This is a genomic window from Sphingomonas sp. BE138 (genome assembly GCF_031456125.1).
GTDB lineage: Bacteria > Pseudomonadota > Alphaproteobacteria > Sphingomonadales > Sphingomonadaceae > Sphingomonas.
The window spans coordinates 138,362-154,243 of the sequence record NZ_JAVDUC010000007.1 but is presented as its reverse complement, the minus strand read 5'-3'; the positions used below and the strand labels follow the sequence as shown (position 1 = coordinate 154,243).

Genomic DNA, 15,882 nt, shown 5'->3' with positions numbered 1-15,882 from the left:
AGGGGACGGGCACGACGCAGCACGCCAAGGACTGTCCCCCGCCCCCCGCTTCTGGCAAAGCGCCGCCCCATGAGCTTCAACACCTTCGGCCGCGTGTTCCGTTTCACCACCTGGGGCGAGAGCCATGGGCCGGCGCTGGGCGCGGTCGTCGACGGGTGTCCGCCGGGTATCGCGCTGAGCGAGAGCGACATCCAGCCGTGGCTCGATCGCCGCCGCCCCGGCCAGTCGCGCTTCACCACGCAGCGTCAGGAACCCGATCAGGTGCGCATCCTGTCGGGCGTGTTCGAGGGGCGGACCACCGGCACCCCGATCAGCCTGATGATCGAGAACGTCGACCAGCGATCGAAGGATTATTCCGCGATCGCGCAGGCCTATCGCCCCGGCCACGCCGATTACGCCTATGACGCCAAATACGGCTTTCGCGACTATCGCGGCGGCGGGCGCTCGTCGGCGCGCGAGACCGCGGCGCGGGTCGCGGCCGGCGCGGTGGCGCGGCTCGCCATCCCGCAGGTCCGCGTGCGCGCATGGGTGGAGGCGATCGGCGGCGACGCGATGGATTATGCCGCGTTCGACGATGCGCAGATCGACGCCAATCCGTTCTTCTGCCCCGACGCCGGTGCGGCCGCGCGCTGGGAGGAAAAGATGGATGCGGCGCGCAAGGCGGGATCGTCGCTGGGCGCGGTGATCGCATGCGAGGCGACCGGCGTGCCGGCGGGCTGGGGCGCGCCGCTCTATGCCAAGCTCGACAGCGAACTGGCCGCCGCCTGCATGTCGATCAACGCGGTCAAGGGCGTCGAGATCGGCGACGGCTTCGCCGCCGCGGCCTTGTCGGGCGAGCAGAATGCCGATGCGATGCGCCCCGGAGCCGACGGTGTGCCCGAGTTCCTCGCCAACCATGCCGGCGGGATCGCGGGCGGGATCGCGACCGGGCAGCCGATCCGCGTGCGCGTCGCGTTCAAGCCGACCAGCTCGATCCTGACCCCCGTCGCCAGCATCACCCGCGACGGGACCGCGACCGAGGTGATGACCAAGGGCCGCCACGACCCGTGCGTCGGCATCCGCGGCGTGCCGGTGGTGGAGGCGATGGTCGCGCTGGTGCTCGCCGACCAGGCCTTGCTCCACCGCGCACAATGCGGCATGCATTAGGACGTTTGCGCGAAACGTCAGGAACGTTCGGCTTTGCCGCTTCGTTGACGGGCCATTCCATGAAGGAGAGGTTCGATGCGTTCCTATATCGCGATCACGACCGCTGCCCTGTTGCTGCCTGCCGCCGCCATCGCCCAGACGACCGGCGGCACCGCCGGTGGTGGCGGCACGATGGGTCAGGCGGGGGGCCAGGCGGGCGGTCAGACCGGTGGCACCATGGGCGGCGGCACGATGGGCGGCACGATGCAGCAGCCCGGCGGGACGATGGGCGGATCGACGACCGATCCGATGACCACGTCGCCGCAGACCAGCACGCCGAGCACCAGCACCGACACCCGCTCGTCCACCACCTCGCGCCGCGGCACCCGCAACCGCAGCACGACGACGACCGGCCCCGACGCGGTGACCAACTCGCGCACGACGCTGGGCCAGCCGCAGCAGGGACAGCCGACCGAATCGACCAACACGCCGCTGGAACAGCTGCCGCAGGGCGGCGCGGCGGGCACGACGACGCAGCCGGGACCGCGCAACTAAGCCGCCGACCGGTTGCGAAGAAGGGGCGGCGGGACATCATCCCGCCGCCCTTTCCGTATCAATCCGCGAACGGATCGCGGACGAGGATCGTGTCGGCGCGTTCGGGGCTGGTCGAGACCAGCGCCACCGGGCAGCGGATCAGCTCCTCGACGCGGCGGATGTACTTGATCGCCTGCGCCGGCAGATCGGCCCAGCTGCGCGCACCCGCGGTCGATTCGTGCCAGCCCTCCATCGTCTCGTAGACCGGTTCGACCAGCGCCTGATCGGCGGCGTGCGCGGGATAATAATCGATCACCTGCCCGCGCAGGCGGTAGCCGGTGCAGATCTTCACCTCCTCGAAGCCGTCGAGGACGTCGATCTTGGTCAGCGCGATGCCGGTGATCCCGCCGACCGCCGCCGATTGCCGCACCAGCACCGCATCGAACCAGCCGCAGCGGCGCTTGCGTCCGGTGACGGTGCCGAACTCGTGCCCGCGCGTGCCGAGCCGCTCGCCGGTGTCGTCGTCGAGCTCGGTCGGGAACGGGCCGGAGCCGACGCGGGTGGTATAGGCCTTGGCGATCCCCAGCACGAAGCCGACCGCCGCCGGCCCCAGCCCCGACCCGCCCGCCGCACTGCCCGCGATCGTGTTCGAGGAGGTGACGAACGGATAGGTGCCGTGGTCGATGTCGAGCAGCACGCCCTGCGCGCCCTCGAACAGGATGCGCTTGCCGCTTTCCTTGGCGATGTTCAGGTCGCGCCACACCGGACGCGCGAACGGCAGCACGAACCCGGCGATGTCGCGCAGTTCGGCGACCAGCGCGTCGCGGTCGATCGGCGGCTCGCCGAACCCGGCGCGCAACGCGTCGTGGTGCGCGGTCAGCCGGTCGAGCTGCGGCCCGAGATCGTCGAGATGCGCCAGGTCGCAGACGCGGATCGCGCGGCGGCCGACCTTGTCCTCATAGGCCGGGCCGATCCCGCGCCGCGTCGTCCCGATCTTGCCCGCGCCGCTGGCATCCTCGCGCAGCCCGTCGAGGTCGCGGTGGAAGGGCAGGATCAGCGCGCAATTATCGGCGATGCGCAGCGTCTCCGGCGTGGCGGTGACGCCCTGCGCCGCCAGCCGTTCGATCTCCGCCTTCAGCGCCCAGGGATCCAGCACCACGCCGTTGCCGATCACCGACGGCGTGCCGCGCACGATGCCCGAGGGAAGCAGCGAGAGCTTGTACACGTTCTCGCCGACGACCAGGGTGTGCCCGGCATTGTGCCCGCCCTGGAAGCGGACGACCATGTCGGCGCGCTCGGCCAGCCAGTCGACGATCTTGCCCTTGCCCTCGTCGCCCCATTGCGCGCCGATGACTGCCACATTTGCCATGGATGCGATTCCCCGCCTGCCGCTGCGGACCCGCGCGCCCTTCGACAGGACTCGGCACGCGGGCGGTTCAGGAATGTCGGGGGCGCGGGTAGCGGGGCGGCCGTCCCGGGTCAACGGGCTGGTTGACGCCGCGGCGGCGCACGCGGCACGCTGCGCACGCAAGGGGGGTGCGCGATGCGGGGATGGATGACGCTGGGGGCGGCCGCGGCGATGGCGGCGGCACCGGCGGCGGCGAAGGACTTCCGGGTCGGGCAACCGGCGCCGGCGGTCGAGCTGACGCTGGTCGACGGGACGAAGACGACGCTGGCCGAGCACAAGGGCGAGGTGATCGTCATCAACTTCTGGGCGACGTGGTGCGTGCCGTGCCGGCAGGAGCTGCCGCTGCTCGACGCCTATTACCGCCGCTTGCGCGACCATGGGCTGCGCGTCTTCGCGATCACCACCGAGGGGTCGCTGCCGCTGTACCGGATGAAGGAGCTGTTCGCGGCCATGGCGATCCCGTCCGTCCGGCGGGTGAAGGGCGTGCCGGTCGCGATGACCGCGGTGCCGACCAACTATATCGTCGATCGCGCCGGGGTGGTCCGATACGCGAAGGCGGGCGCGTTCGCGCTCGACGACCTCAATCGCGAACTCGTGCCGCTGCTCAACGAGCGCCCGCCGGCGGGATAGCGGCAGGCGCTACAGCGCGCGCGCCTCGCCGGCGGCGTAGAAGTGCGTGCAGACCTGCGCCTCGGGCGTGTCGCCGGGCTCGAGCGCGGCGACCGTCACCCAGCCCGCCGCGCGCATCCGCGCCGCCTCCGCCGCGGGCGTGCCGAACGGCACGAACAGGCGACGGCGATCGCCGGCCGGCTGCTCGCCGACCAGCCGGTCCGCGTAGAGCGAGAAGCCGATCGCGGCCTCCTCCGCGCCGCCTTCGTGGACGACCGCATAGGTGCCGCCGCGCCCGATCTCGGCGTTCGCGGCGCCGCCGAACAGCGAGAAGCCGAGCCACGTCTTATACTCGAACCCGTGCCGCTCGGTCGGGTCGAGCGTCAGCGCGACCCGCCCCCCGCCCCCCGCCTTGACCGCCGCCGCGATCGCCGCGAGCCCGTCGATCCGCGAGGCGAGCACGCCGTCGCGGTCGAGCGCGCGCAACCGCGCGAGCGCCTGGTCGAACGGCCCCGCGGCCTCGATCAGCGGGAGATAATCGGGCGCGAACGCCGCGACGGCGCCGGCATCCTTGGCATCGAGCAGCTGGCGCAGCGTGTCGATCCGCTCCGGCGCGATCGGCAGCGGCCCGGCGGCGAGCGTGTCGACCACGTCGGGAAGCGTGAAGTCGATCGAGGCGTCGGCGACGCCCGCCGCCTCCAGCGCGTCGATGGCAACCGTCACGATCTCCTGCGCGGCGGCGACCGAATCGAGCCCGAGCAACTCGGCGCCGATCTGCCGCGTCTCGCGCGCAGGCGACAGCTGGCTGGCGCGCAGCTTGAGCACCGCGCCGGCATAGCTGAGCCGGACGGGGCGCGGGTGGTGGCCCATGCGGGTCGCGGCGATCCGCGCGACCTGCGCGGTCAGGTCCGGGCGGATCGCGAGCGTCCGCTGCGACACCGGATCGACGAAGCGCACCGCGTCGTGAAGCGCCCCGGCCTTGAGCCGCGTGCCGAGCGCCTCCGTGAACTCGGCGAGCGGCGGATCGACGCGCTCATAGCCGTGTGCACGGATGGCGGCGAGCATCCGCCCCTCGATCGCGGCGGCGGCGTCGGCGAAGGGCGGGAGGCGGTCGCGGAGGCCTTCGGGGAGGAGCGCGGTCATTATAGCCCTCTCCCCTCAGGGGAGAGGGTTGGGTGAGGGGCAGTCGTCAACGCGACGGCAATAATCTGAAGCACCCCGTCCAAATTCATCGTCACATCCGCATTCGTGAAACGCATGACGCGGTAGCCGTGCGCTTCGAGCCACGCCGTTCGCCGGTCATCTCGCGATTGGTCGGTGTGGGTGTCGCCGTCAACCTCGATCACCAGCTTCAACGTGCGCGCGCAGAAATCGAGGATGTACGGACCGGCGGGAACCTGGCGGGTGAACTTGATGCCATTGAGGCGACCACCGCGAAGCGCGAGCCACAGGCGGGTTTCCGGCTCGGTCATCTCGCGCCGCATCCTGCGGGCGCGGTCGAGGAGGAGGGGGTCGGTTTGCATCGGCTCGCACCATCATTGACGGTGGCGTGCGCGGCAACCCCTCACCCAACCCTCTCCCCATAGGGGAGAGGGCTTTAGGTCGCTCTAGCCCTCTCCCCCTCGGGGAATTCCGGGTCGAATGTGCCCCCGGCACATTCTCAACATCGCGGGGCGATGTTGACCCGGCACTGGTTGGGTGAGGGGCGGGGTCTCACCGAGACCACCCCGCCCCTTCACATCAGAACGACAGCCCCATCGCCGTCTTCACGCCCGGCAGCGCCTTGACCTTCGCCAGCAGCTCCGCGTCGACCGCTTCGTCCACCGACAGCAGCAGCACCGCCTCGCCGCCGGCCTCGCGCCGGCCGAGGTGGAAGGTGCCGATGTTGACGCCCGCCTCGCCCAGCAACGTGCCGATCCGGCCGATGAAGCCCGGCGCGTCCTCGTTGACGACGTAGAGCATCGGGCCGGCGAGATCGGCCTCGACCTTGATCCCGAACAGCTCGACCAGCCGCGGCGCGCTGTCGCCGAACAAGGTGCCGGCCACCGAGCGCTCGCCGTCGGCGGTGCGGACCGCGACGCGCAGCAGCGTGTGGTAGTCGCCCTCGCGCTCGGTGCGGATCTCGCGCACCTCCATCCCGCGCTCGCGCGCCAGCAGCGGCGCGTTGACCATGTTCACCGTGTCGGTCTGCTGGCGCAGGAAACCGGTCAGCACCGCACTGGTCACCGGCTTCGGATTGAGATCCGCCGCGGCGCCCTCGCGGTGGATCGACACGCGGTCGATCGCACCGGTCGCGAGCTGCCCGACCAGCGAGCCGAGCTTTTCGGCCAGGCCCATGTACGGGCGCAGCTTCGGCGCTTCCTCCGCCGACAGGCTGGGCACGTTCAGCGCGTTGGTGACGCCGCCCGAGACGAGGTAATCGGCCATCTGCTCGGCGACCTGGATCGCGACATTCACCTGCGCCTCGGTGGTCGAGGCGCCCAGATGCGGGGTGGAGACGAAGTTCGGGGTGCCGAACAGCGGGCTGTCCTTGGCCGGCTCGGTCACGAACACGTCGAGCGCGGCGCCGGCGATATGGCCGGAATCCAGCCCTTCCTTGAGCGCCGCCTCGTCGATCAGCCCGCCGCGCGCGCAATTGACGATGCGCACGCCCTTCTTCGTCTTGGCGAGATTCTCCGCCGACAGGATGTTGCGGGTCTGGTCGGTCAGCGGCGTGTGGAGCGTGATGAAGTCGGCGCGCGCCAGCAGCTCGTCAAGCGTCACCTTGGTCACGCCCAGCTCGACCGCGCGCTCCTCGGTGAGGAACGGGTCGAAGGCGACGACCTTCATCTTCAGCCCCAACGCGCGGTCGGCGACGATCGAGCCGATGTTGCCCGCGCCGATCAGCCCTAGCGTCTTGCCGGTCACCTCGACGCCCATGAAGCGGTTCTTCTCCCACTTGCCCGCCTGCGTCGAGGCGTCCGCCTCCGGCAGCTGGCGCGCGAGCGCGAACATCAGCGCGATGGCGTGTTCGGCGGTGGTGATCGAATTGCCGAACGGGGTGTTCATCACGACCACGCCCTTGGCGCTGGCGGCGGGAATGTCGACGTTGTCGACGCCGATCCCGGCGCGGCCGACCACCTTCAGGTTCGCCGCGTGCTCGAGGATGTCCTTGGTGACCTTGGTCGAGCTGCGGATCGCGAGGCCGTCATACTCGCCGATGATCGCCTTCAGCTCGTCGGGGGTCTTGCCGGTGATCTCGTCCACCTCGACCCCGCGTTCGCGGAAGATCTCGGCAGCGCGCGGGTCCATCTTGTCGGAAATCAGTACCTTGGGCATATTCATTCCCTTTCGGAAACGGCCGTCATCCCCGCGGAGGCGGGGATCCAGAACCTCTGACGTTGCGGCTCCAACGACGACCTGCGTGTCTGGATTCCCGCCTTCGCGGGAATGACGAAGTTAAGAGTCAGCCCGCCTTCGCGGTCGCGTAGGCCCAGTCGAGCCACGGCCCGAGCGCCTCGATATCGGCGGTGTCGACGGTGGCGCCGCACCAGATGCGCAGGCCCGCGGGCGCGTCGCGGTATCCGGCGACGTCATAGGCGGCGTCTTCCTTTTCGAGGAGCGCGGCGAACTTCTTGATGAAATCGGTATCCGCACCCTCGACGGTCAGGCAGACGCTGGTCTTCGACCGCGATGCCTCGTCCTGCGCCAGATGACCGAGCCAGTCGCGCTCGGCGACGATCTTGTCGAGCGCGGCGGCATTGGCATCGGAACGCGCGATCAGCCCGCGCCCATCACCATTCGGGCCAAGCCCCCTGGCCCATTCCAGCGCCCAGATCGCATCCTCGACCGCCAGCATCGACGGCGTGTTGATCGTCTCGCCCTTGAACACGCCCTCGGCCAGCTTGCCCTTCGAGACGAGGCGGAAGACCTTGGGCAGCGGCCAGGCGGGGGTGTAGTTCTCCAGCCGCTCGACCGCGCGCGGGCCCAGGATCAGCACGCCGTGCGCCCCCTCGCCGCCCAGCACCTTCTGCCAGCTGAAGGTCGCGACGTCGATCTTGTCCCACGGCAGGTCGTAGGCGAACACGCCCGAGGTCGCGTCGGCGAAGCTGAGTCCTTCGCGATCGTCGGGGATCCAGTCGCCGTTCGGCACGCGCACGCCGCTGGTGGTGCCGTTCCAGGTGAACAGCACGTCGTTCGACCAGTCGACCTGCGCCAAGTCGGGCAACTGGCCGTAGTCGGCACGGATGACGGTCGGATCGATCTTGAGCTGCTTGACCGCGTCGGTCACCCAGCCTTCGCCGAAGCTTTCCCACGCCAGCGCGGTGACCGGACGCGCGCCCAGCATCGTCCACATCGCCATCTCGAACGCGCCGGTGTCGGAGCCCGGGACGATGCCGATGCGGTGCGTGTCGGGCAGGTTCAGCAATTCGCGCATCAGATCGATGCAATATTGCAGCCGCTGCTTGCCGAGCTTCGAGCGATGCGAGCGTCCCAGGACGTCGGTCGCGAGCTTGGCGGGATCATAGCCGGGCGGCTTGGCGCACGGCCCGGACGAGAAATAAGGCCGCGCCGGTTTGGTGGCGGGCTTTGCCGCGGGCGCAAGAGTGGCGTCGGCGGCAGTCGAATCAGTCATGTCAGACTCTCCTCACAGAGAGCACGCGCGGCGTTGGGACCGCGTGGCCCGTCGACGGCCCTAGCGGCGGACCCGCCGGTTGGCAACATGGATCGATCGGGTCGTCGCGCCCGCGCCGCCGCCTGCCGCGCCCGCGCCGCCGTTCGTCACCGCGGGCTTGTCCGGCGTGCGCGCGTATCGCAGAGCCACGCGATGCGAGGTGTAGCGATCGGGGCAGGCATGGCGCTGGCGCTCGCCGCATGCGGGCGCAGCGAGCGCCCGGCCGCGCCGGCGCAGCGCGCGCGGGTCGAGGCGCCGTCGGCGCGCGAGACCCGGCAATGCTTCGCCGACCTGCGCGCGCTCGGCGTCGATTTCCAGCCGCTGCCCGACAAGGATTTCGGCGGCGGCTGCGCGCTGGTGGGGACGGTGAAGCTGCTCGACATCGGGGTGCCGACCGCGAACCTGGGCGCGGTGCGGTGCGGACAGGCGCGCGCCTATGCCGCCTGGGCGCGCAACGGCGTGGCGCCGGCGGCGTATCAGATCCTGGGCTCGGAGCTGTCGCGCGTGGTCAGCATGGGCAGCTATGCCTGCCGCAACACCGTCGGCACCAGCGGGCCGGCGCGGCGTTCGGGCCATGCGCTGGCCAATGCGATCGACATCGGTGCGTTCGAGCTGAAGGACGGGCGGCGCATCTCGATCCTGCGCGACTGGAACTCGCCCGACCCGGCGGTGCGGCAGTTCCTGAAGACGGTGCATACCTCCGCCTGCCGCCGCTTCGGCACCGTGCTGTCGCCCGATTACAATGCGGTGCATCGCGATCACCTGCATCTGGAAGACGACGGCGCGCGCTTCTGCCGCTGACCTTGCGGCTGTCATACGCGCGTTCTATCTTCGACGAAATGAGTGATACCCGAGTACCCAGCCGCGTCTTTCCGCGCGCCAAGCAGGATGCGGAGGTCGCCAAGACCAGCATCTCCACCCCGCAGACCGAGAGCCCGGCGTACAGCCTCGCCTTTCAGGACATGGATTTCCTGCTGCGCGAGGATCTCCGCCCGGTCCGCTTCCAGCTCGAACTGCTCAAGACGCAGCTGATCCTGGAGGAAGCGCATATCGGGTCGACCTTCGTCTTCTACGGCTCGGCGCGCATCCCCGAGCCGGCGAAGGCGCAGGCGCTGCTCGACCTCGCCACCGACGAGAAGAGCCGCCGGATCGCCGAGCGGCTCGTCGCGAAGAGCAAATATTACGACATGGCGCGCGAGCTGGCGCAGCTCTGCTCGAACTTCCCGCGCGACGAGGCGGGGAAGCGGCACTTCGTGGTCTGCTCGGGCGGCGGCCCGTCGATCATGGAGGCGGCCAACCGCGGCGCGGCGGACGTCCATGCCGAATCGATCGGGCTGAACATCGTCCTGCCGCACGAACAGGCGCCCAATCCGTACGTCACGCCGTCCCTGTCGACGCAATTCCACTATTTCGCGCTGCGCAAGATGCATTTCCTGCTGCACGCACGCGCGCTCGCGGCATTCCCGGGCGGGTTCGGGACGTTCGACGAACTGTTCGAGCTGCTGACCCTGATCCAGACCGGCAAGATCGAGCCGATGCCGGTGCTGCTGTTCGGGCGCGAATTCTGGGAGCGGGTCGTCAACTTCGAGGCGCTGGTCGAGGAAGGCGTGGTGTCGGAGCGCGACCTGGGCATCTTCCGCTATGTCGAGAGCGCGGCGGAAGGCTGGGCGGTGGTACAGCAATTCTATCGCGACCGACAGGCCAAGCGCGAGGCGGAGGGGAAGTAGGGCCGCATCGCCCGTCCCGTCATCCCCGCGGAGGCGGGGATCCAGACGCGCAGGTTTCGCGATAGAGGCGGAATGGCGGAGGTTCTGGATTCCCGCCTTCGCGGCAATGACGACTGGCTGGGGCAAGGCGCCTCCCCTTCCACCCGCTCGTGCTGAGCCTGTTGAAGCACGTGCCCCACATGGGACGGCGCTGCTTGGCACGTGCTTCGACAGGCTCAGCACGAACGATTTTTGGGGGGCGACCGCTACGCCGCCTCCGGCTCCCCCACGATCTCTGCCGGTTCGCGCTGCGGTAGCGGCGGCATGCCCAGGCGGCGCATGTCGATTGCGGTCAGGCGGGTGAGCAGGACGCCGGCGAACCGGCCGCGCGCCTCGACCAGCACGCCGGCCCCCGTCAGCCGCAGCATCGGCCAATCGACCTCGCGCGCCCGCACGCGCGTACCCTGCACGACCAGCAGCGCGATCCGCCCGGTCGGGTCGATCGCCAGCGCGGCGCGGCCGTCGTCGGCGATCGCCGCATCGAATGCCGCGAACCCCGGCAACGCCTCGGCCAGCGCGGCGATCGCTTCGTCGACGGTATGGATCAAGCGCTCCGTCCGGCCGAAGCCGAACAACGCCCGCAGTCGCACCCGCCTCAGCCCTTATGCGCGACCGCGTCCATCGCCGGGCGTAGTCCGCGCACGTCATAGCCGGCCTGGGCGGCCTTGCCGGTGACCGCATCGGCATCGTCGCCGGCCGCGGCGCGGGCGAGCGCCCACAGGTTGCACGAGCGCGTCCCCGAGCGGCAATAGGCCAGCACTGGACCGTCCGCCGCCGCCAGCGCGGCGGCCATCGCATCGACCTGCGGACGCGAGAAGCCGGCATGGGTGATCGGGATCGCGGTATAGGCAAGCCCCGCGGCCTCGGCGGCGGCGCGGATCGTCTCGCCGTCCGGCTGCCCCGGCTCCTCGCCATCGGGACGGTTGTTGACGATCGCGACATAGCCGGCGGCGGCGATCGCGGGCAGGTCTTCGGGGTGGATCTGCGGAGCGACCGCGATCGTTTGATCGAGAGGGCGAAGCATCGCGCTTCCCTAGCCGAGCGACGGCGGCGCGTCAGCCGGAAACGTCAGCCGTGCGCGCGCAGCGTGTCGAGGAACGCCTGGCCGTAGGCGTCGAGCTTGCGCTGCCCCACCCCCGCGATCCGCCCGAGCGCCATCAGCGAGGCGGGGCGCAGCGCCGCCATCTCGCGCAGCGCCGAATCGTGGAAGATCACGTACGGCGGCACCCCGGCTTCCTTCGCCAGTTCGCGGCGGGTGGTGCGCAATGCCTCGAACAGCGGATCGTCGACCGGATTGTCGCCCGCCCCGCCGCCGCGCCGCCGCCGCTCGCGCCTGGGCGGCTCGACCAGCGACAGCGTCGCCTCGCCCTTCAGCAGCGCGCGCGCGGCGGGGCCGAACTCCAGCCCGCCGTGCGGATTGGTGCGCAGCGCGTCCTTGAGCAGCAGCGCGCGCCCGACCGGCTTCAGCATCGCCGTCTCGGCGCCGTCGACGATGTTCCAGACCGACAGCGCTTCATGCCCGTTCATCAGGCTGCGCTCGCTCGACGTTCCGGTCAGCACTTCCTCGATATAGGTGGCACCGAACATCTGCCCGGTGCGGAACACCGCCGAGAGATATTTGCGCGCGGTCTCGGTCGCGTCGATGGCGGCGGGGGGCGAGAGGCAATTGTCGCAATTGCCGCAGGTCTCGGGCGGATGCTCGCCGAAATGGCGCAGCAGGATCGCGCGGCGGCACCCCGCCGTCTCGACCAGCGCACCCAACGCCATCAGCCGCTGACGCTCGCCGGGCTGGCGATGTTCCTCGACCTCGGCGATCCGCTGACGCGCGCGCGCGAAATCCTCCGCGCCCCAGAACAGATGCGCCACCGCCGGGTCGCCGTCGCGCCCCGCGCGGCCGGTTTCCTGATAATAGGCCTCGATCGACTTCGGCAGCCCGGCATGCGCGACGAAGCGCACGTCGGGCTTGTCGATCCCCATCCCGAACGCCACCGTCGCGCACATCACCATGTCCTCCGACGCGACGAAATCGGCCTGGTTCTTCGCGCGCACCGCGGGGTCGAGCCCGGCGTGATAGGCGCGCACCGGGCGGCCGGTGACCTGCGTCAGCTGCGCCGCCATCTTCTCGGTCGCGGCGCGGGTCTGGACATAGACGATCCCGGGGCCGGGGGTGTCGCGCACCACGTCGGCGATCTGGCGGGTGGTATTGTCCTTGGGGCGGATCGCGTAGCGGATGTTGGGGCGGTCGAAGCCGGCTACGATCATCCCGTCGTGCGGGATGCCGAGCTGCTCGAGGATGTCGGCGCGGGTGTGCGCATCGGCGGTGGCGGTCAGCGCGAGCCGGGGGACGTCCGCGAACGTGTCGAGCAGCGGGCGCAACAGGCGGTAGTCGGGGCGGAAGTCATGTCCCCATTCGCTGACGCAATGCGCCTCGTCGATCGCGAACAACGCCGGGCGGCCGCGGGTCAGCAGGTCGCGGAAGTCGGCGGTCGAGGCGCGTTCGGGCGCGACGTAGAGCAGGTCGAGCTCGCCGTCGAGGTAGCGGCCGCGCGTCTCGGCCTTGTTCTCGTCGACGCTGGTCAGCGTGGCGGCGCGCAGTCCCACCGCGGTTGCGGCGCGCAGCTGGTCGTGCATCAGCGCGATCAGCGGGCTGACGACGACGCACGTCCCGTCCAGCATCGCGGAGGGCAATTGGTAGCACAGCGACTTGCCCGCGCCGGTCGGCATCACCGCCAGCGTGCGTTCGCCCGCCAGCACGCGCGTCACCACCTGCTCCTGCACGCCGCGGAACGCCGGGAAGCCGAAGATGCGGTGGAGATCGGGAAGCGGGTCGCGCGCCATGGACGGTGCTGCACCTAGGCGCGGCGGGTGGGTTCCGCAACCGGGGAGGCGCGCACTGTCCCTTGCCCCTCTGCAAGGGGCGGGGGAACGGCCTGTGGAACCGCGCGTAGTCCCCATTCCCGTTTGCCACGAAAGACGATGATGCGCACCCGCCCCAATCTTGCGCTGTTCACCTTCGCCGCCGCGACCGCGCTGACGGCGTGCGAACGGCGCACGCCCGAGAGCATGGCGGAGCGCGCCGATGCCAAGCCTCCGCTCGTCGCTCCTGCCAAGGGTGCCGACGCGCCGGCCGAGGCACCGGCGGCGGCGCGATGAGCGTCGCGCGCGTCGTCGACAACCGCTCCGAACAGGAGTTCACGCTGACGCTGGGCGACCATGTCGCGGTGGCGGCGTATCAGCTGGAGGACGACACGATCGTCTTCACGCATACCGTCGTGCCGCCCGAGATCGAGGGGCGCGGTGTGGGCACGAAGCTGATCCACGGTGCGCTCGACCTGGTGCGCGACCGCGGGTTGAAGGTGGTGCCGCAATGCCGGTTCGTGCGGGCCTATATCGAGAAGCATCCGGAGATGCGCGACCTGCTGGCGTAGGGCCCGGGAATCAGCACCACTCCGTTCGTCCTGAGCTTGTCGAAGGGCGTGTTCCGGGCACGTGCTTCGACAGGCTCAGCACGAACGGGAGGGTGTATCGTTCGTGATATATTCGTTCACTATCCGTCGCCCCGATCTCGCCGGGGTGACGGGTAGCGGACAGACGGCGCGGATTACTCCGCCGCCACCCGGCTGCCGTCGGCATTCAGCCCGAGGTCGTGGAGCAGCGGCCCGACCTCCGGGTCCTTGCCGTTGAAGGCGCGGAACATCGGGGCGTAATCCTCGGTATGGCCCTTGGACAGGATCATGTCGCGGAAACGCTGGCCGTTGGCGCGCGTCAGCCCGCCGTGATTCTCGAACCAGGCATAAGCGTTGGCGTCGAGCATCTTGGTCCACTGATAGGCGTAATAGCCCGCCGAATAGCCGTTGCCCCAGATGTGGAGGAAATAGCTGGAGCGGTAGCGCGGCGGCACGTCGGCGGTGTCGAGCCCGGTCGCCGCCAGCGCCTTCGTCTCAAACGCGTCGACGTCCTGCCGCCCGGCGGTGGCGGGCAGCGAATGCCAGCTCATGTCGAGTTCGGCCACCGCGAGCGCCTGGCCGAAGGTGTTGCCGGTGTTGAAGGTCGCGGCGCGCTTGATCTTGGCGACCAGTTCGGGCGGGATCACCTGACCCTGCCGGTTCACCGCATAATGCGGCAGCACCTTGGGATCGAGCGCCCAATGCTCGTTGAACTGCGACGGGAATTCCACGAAGTCGCGCGCCGTGTTGGTGCCCGACACCGACGGATAGGTCTGGTTCGCGAACAGCCCGTGCAGCGCGTGGCCGAATTCGTGGAACATCGTCGTCACGTCGTCGAAGGTGATCAGCGCGGGCTGGCCGGGCGCGGGCTTCGTGAAATTGCCGACGTTGTAGATCACCGGCTTCGTGCCGAGCAGCTTCGACTGGTTGACGAAGTTCGACATCCACGCGCCGCCGTTCTTGTTGTCGCGCTTCCAATAGTCGAAATACATCAGGCCGATCGGCGTGCCGTTCTCTTCGGACACTTCATAGACCATCACGTCGGGCTGGTAGACGGGAATGTCGGTGCGGCGCTTGAAGGTGATGCCGTAGAGCTGGTTGGCGGCATAGAAGACGCCGTCGGTCAGCACCTTGTTGATCTCGAAATACGGCTTCAGCTCGTCCTGGTTGAGGTCGTACTTCGCCTTGCGCAGCTTCTCGGCATACAGATCCCAGTCCCACGGCTTGAGCTGGAAATCGCCGCGCTCGGCCTTGACCTGCGCCTGCAACTCGGCGGCCTCGCGACGTTGCTCGGCCGCGACCGGGCGGCCCAGCTGCTGCATGAAGCCGAGCGCGGTGGTCGGATTCTTCGCCATCTGGTCGGCCAGCACGTAATCGGCCCAGGTCGGGAAGCCGAGCAGCTTCGCCTTTTGCGCGCGCAGTTCGGCCAGCTGGCTGATCGTCGCGCGGGTGTCGTTGGCGTCGCCCTTCTCGGCGCGCGTCCAGCCGGCGTTGAACAGCGCCTCGCGGGTCGCGCGATCGGTGAGCGAGGCGAGCGCGGGCTGTTCGGTGGTGTTCTGGAGCGTCAGCACGTACTTGCTGGGCATTCCGCGCTCCTTCGCGGCGTCCGCGGCGGCGGCGATCTCCGCCTCCGACAGCCCGGCCAGCTTCGCGCGGTCGTCCACCACCAGCGCACCGGCCTTGGCGGCGGCGAGCAGCTTCTGCTGGAAGGCGGTCTCGAGCGTCGACAGCTGCGCGTTGAGCGCGCTCAGCTTCGTCTTGTCGGTGGGCGACAGCCGGGCCCCGGCGCGCACCATGTTCTCATAGGTCAGCGTCAGGACCTGCAACTGCTCGGGCGTCAGCTTCAGCGTCTGGCGCGCGTCGTAGAGCGTGCGGACGCGCGCGAAAAGCTGCGGGTTGAGCTGGATCGCGTCCTGGTGCGCGGCGAACCTGGGCGCCAGCACCTCCTGCGTCTTCTGCAGCACGTCGTTGGTGTTCGCGCCGTTGACGCCGTAGAAGGCGAGCGCGGCGCGTTCCAGCAAGCGGCCCGAGCGTTCGAGCGGGACGATCGTGTTGTCGAACGTCGGCGCGGAGCGGACGCGGACGATGTTGTTCACCTCGGCCAGCTGCTGCGCCATGCCGGCCTCCAGCGCGGGCTGATAGTCGGTGTCCTTGATACGGTCGAACGGCGGCGCCTCGAACGGCAGCGTGCTGGGCGTGGCGAACGGGTTGCTGGCCGGCAGCGTTGTCGCGGCATTCTGGGCCATGGCGGGGGACGAAATCGCGGCAGTGGTCGTCAATGCCGTCAACACGACGGCAGCGAAGGGCAGGCGCATCGGAACTCCTCGGGAACGAAAGCTG

Annotated in this window: 16 protein-coding genes; 7 read left to right on the top strand and 9 right to left on the bottom strand. The window is 69.7% G+C overall.

Annotation, left to right across the window (positions count from 1 at the left end; all coding sequences use genetic code 11):
- The first annotated feature begins 69 nt into the window (after nucleotides 1-69).
- Nucleotides 70-1,146, top strand: a complete 1,077-nt coding sequence (gene aroC, locus J2Y58_RS11145; RefSeq protein WP_310102928.1) for a chorismate synthase — start codon at nucleotides 70-72, stop codon at nucleotides 1,144-1,146.
- A 75-nt stretch (nucleotides 1,147-1,221) separates the two neighbouring features.
- Nucleotides 1,222-1,680 carry a hypothetical protein gene (locus J2Y58_RS11140; protein WP_310102925.1) on the top strand — a complete coding sequence of 153 codons (459 nt, stop codon included), beginning with the start codon at nucleotides 1,222-1,224 and terminating at the stop codon, nucleotides 1,678-1,680.
- Nucleotides 1,681-1,738: 58 nt separating this feature from the next.
- Here J2Y58_RS11140 and J2Y58_RS11135 read toward each other — a convergent pair whose 3' ends face one another.
- Nucleotides 1,739-3,028, bottom strand: coding sequence for an adenylosuccinate synthase (locus tag J2Y58_RS11135; RefSeq protein WP_310102922.1), 1,290 nt, complete (start codon nucleotides 3,026-3,028; stop codon nucleotides 1,739-1,741).
- A gap of 174 nt (nucleotides 3,029-3,202) precedes the next feature.
- On the opposite strand from J2Y58_RS11135, the gene J2Y58_RS11130 reads away from it, so the two are divergent.
- Complete coding sequence (locus J2Y58_RS11130; protein WP_310102919.1) at nucleotides 3,203-3,697, top strand: TlpA disulfide reductase family protein; 495 nt, start codon at nucleotides 3,203-3,205, stop codon at nucleotides 3,695-3,697.
- Nucleotides 3,698-3,706: 9 nt separating this feature from the next.
- On the opposite strand, the gene J2Y58_RS11125 is transcribed toward J2Y58_RS11130, so the two are convergent.
- The 4 genes from J2Y58_RS11125 to J2Y58_RS11110 all read right to left on the bottom strand — a co-directional run bounded on the left by J2Y58_RS11125 (nucleotide 3,707) and on the right by J2Y58_RS11110 (nucleotide 8,291).
- A complete protein-coding gene (locus tag J2Y58_RS11125) occupies nucleotides 3,707-4,819 on the bottom strand; it encodes an ATP phosphoribosyltransferase regulatory subunit (RefSeq protein ID WP_310102916.1) in 1,113 nt (370 codons plus the stop codon).
- The gene (locus J2Y58_RS11120) at nucleotides 4,819-5,199 is read right to left on the bottom strand and encodes a DUF559 domain-containing protein (RefSeq protein ID WP_310102913.1); all 381 of its coding nucleotides are present in this window, start codon (nucleotides 5,197-5,199) and stop codon (nucleotides 4,819-4,821) included. The genes J2Y58_RS11125 and J2Y58_RS11120 overlap by 1 nt, the downstream gene beginning before the upstream one ends.
- Nucleotides 5,200-5,416: 217 nt before the next feature.
- Entirely contained in the window at nucleotides 5,417-6,994 is a 1,578-nt protein-coding gene (gene serA / locus J2Y58_RS11115) for a phosphoglycerate dehydrogenase (protein WP_310102910.1), read from the bottom strand.
- 127 nt (nucleotides 6,995-7,121) lie between these two features.
- Complete coding sequence (locus J2Y58_RS11110; RefSeq protein ID WP_310102909.1) at nucleotides 7,122-8,291, bottom strand: phosphoserine transaminase; 1,170 nt, start codon at nucleotides 8,289-8,291, stop codon at nucleotides 7,122-7,124.
- Nucleotides 8,292-8,483: 192 nt separating this feature from the next.
- On the opposite strand from J2Y58_RS11110, the gene J2Y58_RS11105 reads away from it, so the two are divergent.
- Both J2Y58_RS11105 and J2Y58_RS11100 read left to right on the top strand, forming a co-directional pair.
- Complete coding sequence (locus J2Y58_RS11105; protein ID WP_310102907.1) at nucleotides 8,484-9,131, top strand: extensin family protein; 648 nt, start codon at nucleotides 8,484-8,486, stop codon at nucleotides 9,129-9,131.
- Nucleotides 9,132-9,169: 38 nt separating this feature from the next.
- Complete coding sequence (locus J2Y58_RS11100; RefSeq protein ID WP_310102905.1) at nucleotides 9,170-10,057, top strand: LOG family protein; 888 nt, start codon at nucleotides 9,170-9,172, stop codon at nucleotides 10,055-10,057.
- 245 nt (nucleotides 10,058-10,302) lie between these two features.
- On the opposite strand, the gene J2Y58_RS11095 is transcribed toward J2Y58_RS11100, so the two are convergent.
- Genes J2Y58_RS11095 through recQ form a run of 3 tightly spaced genes read right to left on the bottom strand, consistent with a single transcriptional unit; the run spans nucleotide 10,303 to nucleotide 12,934 of the window.
- Entirely contained in the window at nucleotides 10,303-10,644 is a 342-nt protein-coding gene (locus J2Y58_RS11095; protein ID WP_310102904.1) for a hypothetical protein, read from the bottom strand.
- A 47-nt stretch (nucleotides 10,645-10,691) separates the two neighbouring features.
- Entirely contained in the window at nucleotides 10,692-11,120 is a 429-nt protein-coding gene (locus tag J2Y58_RS11090; protein WP_310102901.1) for a TIGR01244 family sulfur transferase, read from the bottom strand.
- Nucleotides 11,121-11,164: 44 nt separating this feature from the next.
- The gene (gene recQ, locus J2Y58_RS11085) at nucleotides 11,165-12,934 is read right to left on the bottom strand and encodes a DNA helicase RecQ (RefSeq protein ID WP_310102898.1); all 1,770 of its coding nucleotides are present in this window, start codon (nucleotides 12,932-12,934) and stop codon (nucleotides 11,165-11,167) included.
- A 138-nt stretch (nucleotides 12,935-13,072) separates the two neighbouring features.
- On the opposite strand from recQ, the gene J2Y58_RS11080 reads away from it, so the two are divergent.
- Together J2Y58_RS11080 and J2Y58_RS11075 are read left to right on the top strand one after the other, a co-directional pair.
- Complete coding sequence (locus J2Y58_RS11080) at nucleotides 13,073-13,249, top strand: hypothetical protein (protein ID WP_310102895.1); 177 nt, start codon at nucleotides 13,073-13,075, stop codon at nucleotides 13,247-13,249.
- Nucleotides 13,246-13,524, top strand: a complete 279-nt coding sequence (locus J2Y58_RS11075) for a GNAT family N-acetyltransferase (protein WP_310102893.1) — start codon at nucleotides 13,246-13,248, stop codon at nucleotides 13,522-13,524. The genes J2Y58_RS11080 and J2Y58_RS11075 overlap by 4 nt, the downstream gene beginning before the upstream one ends.
- 173 nt (nucleotides 13,525-13,697) lie before the next feature.
- On the opposite strand, the gene J2Y58_RS11070 is transcribed toward J2Y58_RS11075, so the two are convergent.
- Nucleotides 13,698-15,857, bottom strand: a complete 2,160-nt coding sequence (locus tag J2Y58_RS11070; protein WP_310102892.1) for a M3 family metallopeptidase — start codon at nucleotides 15,855-15,857, stop codon at nucleotides 13,698-13,700.
- Nucleotides 15,858-15,882: the final 25 nt, after the last annotated feature.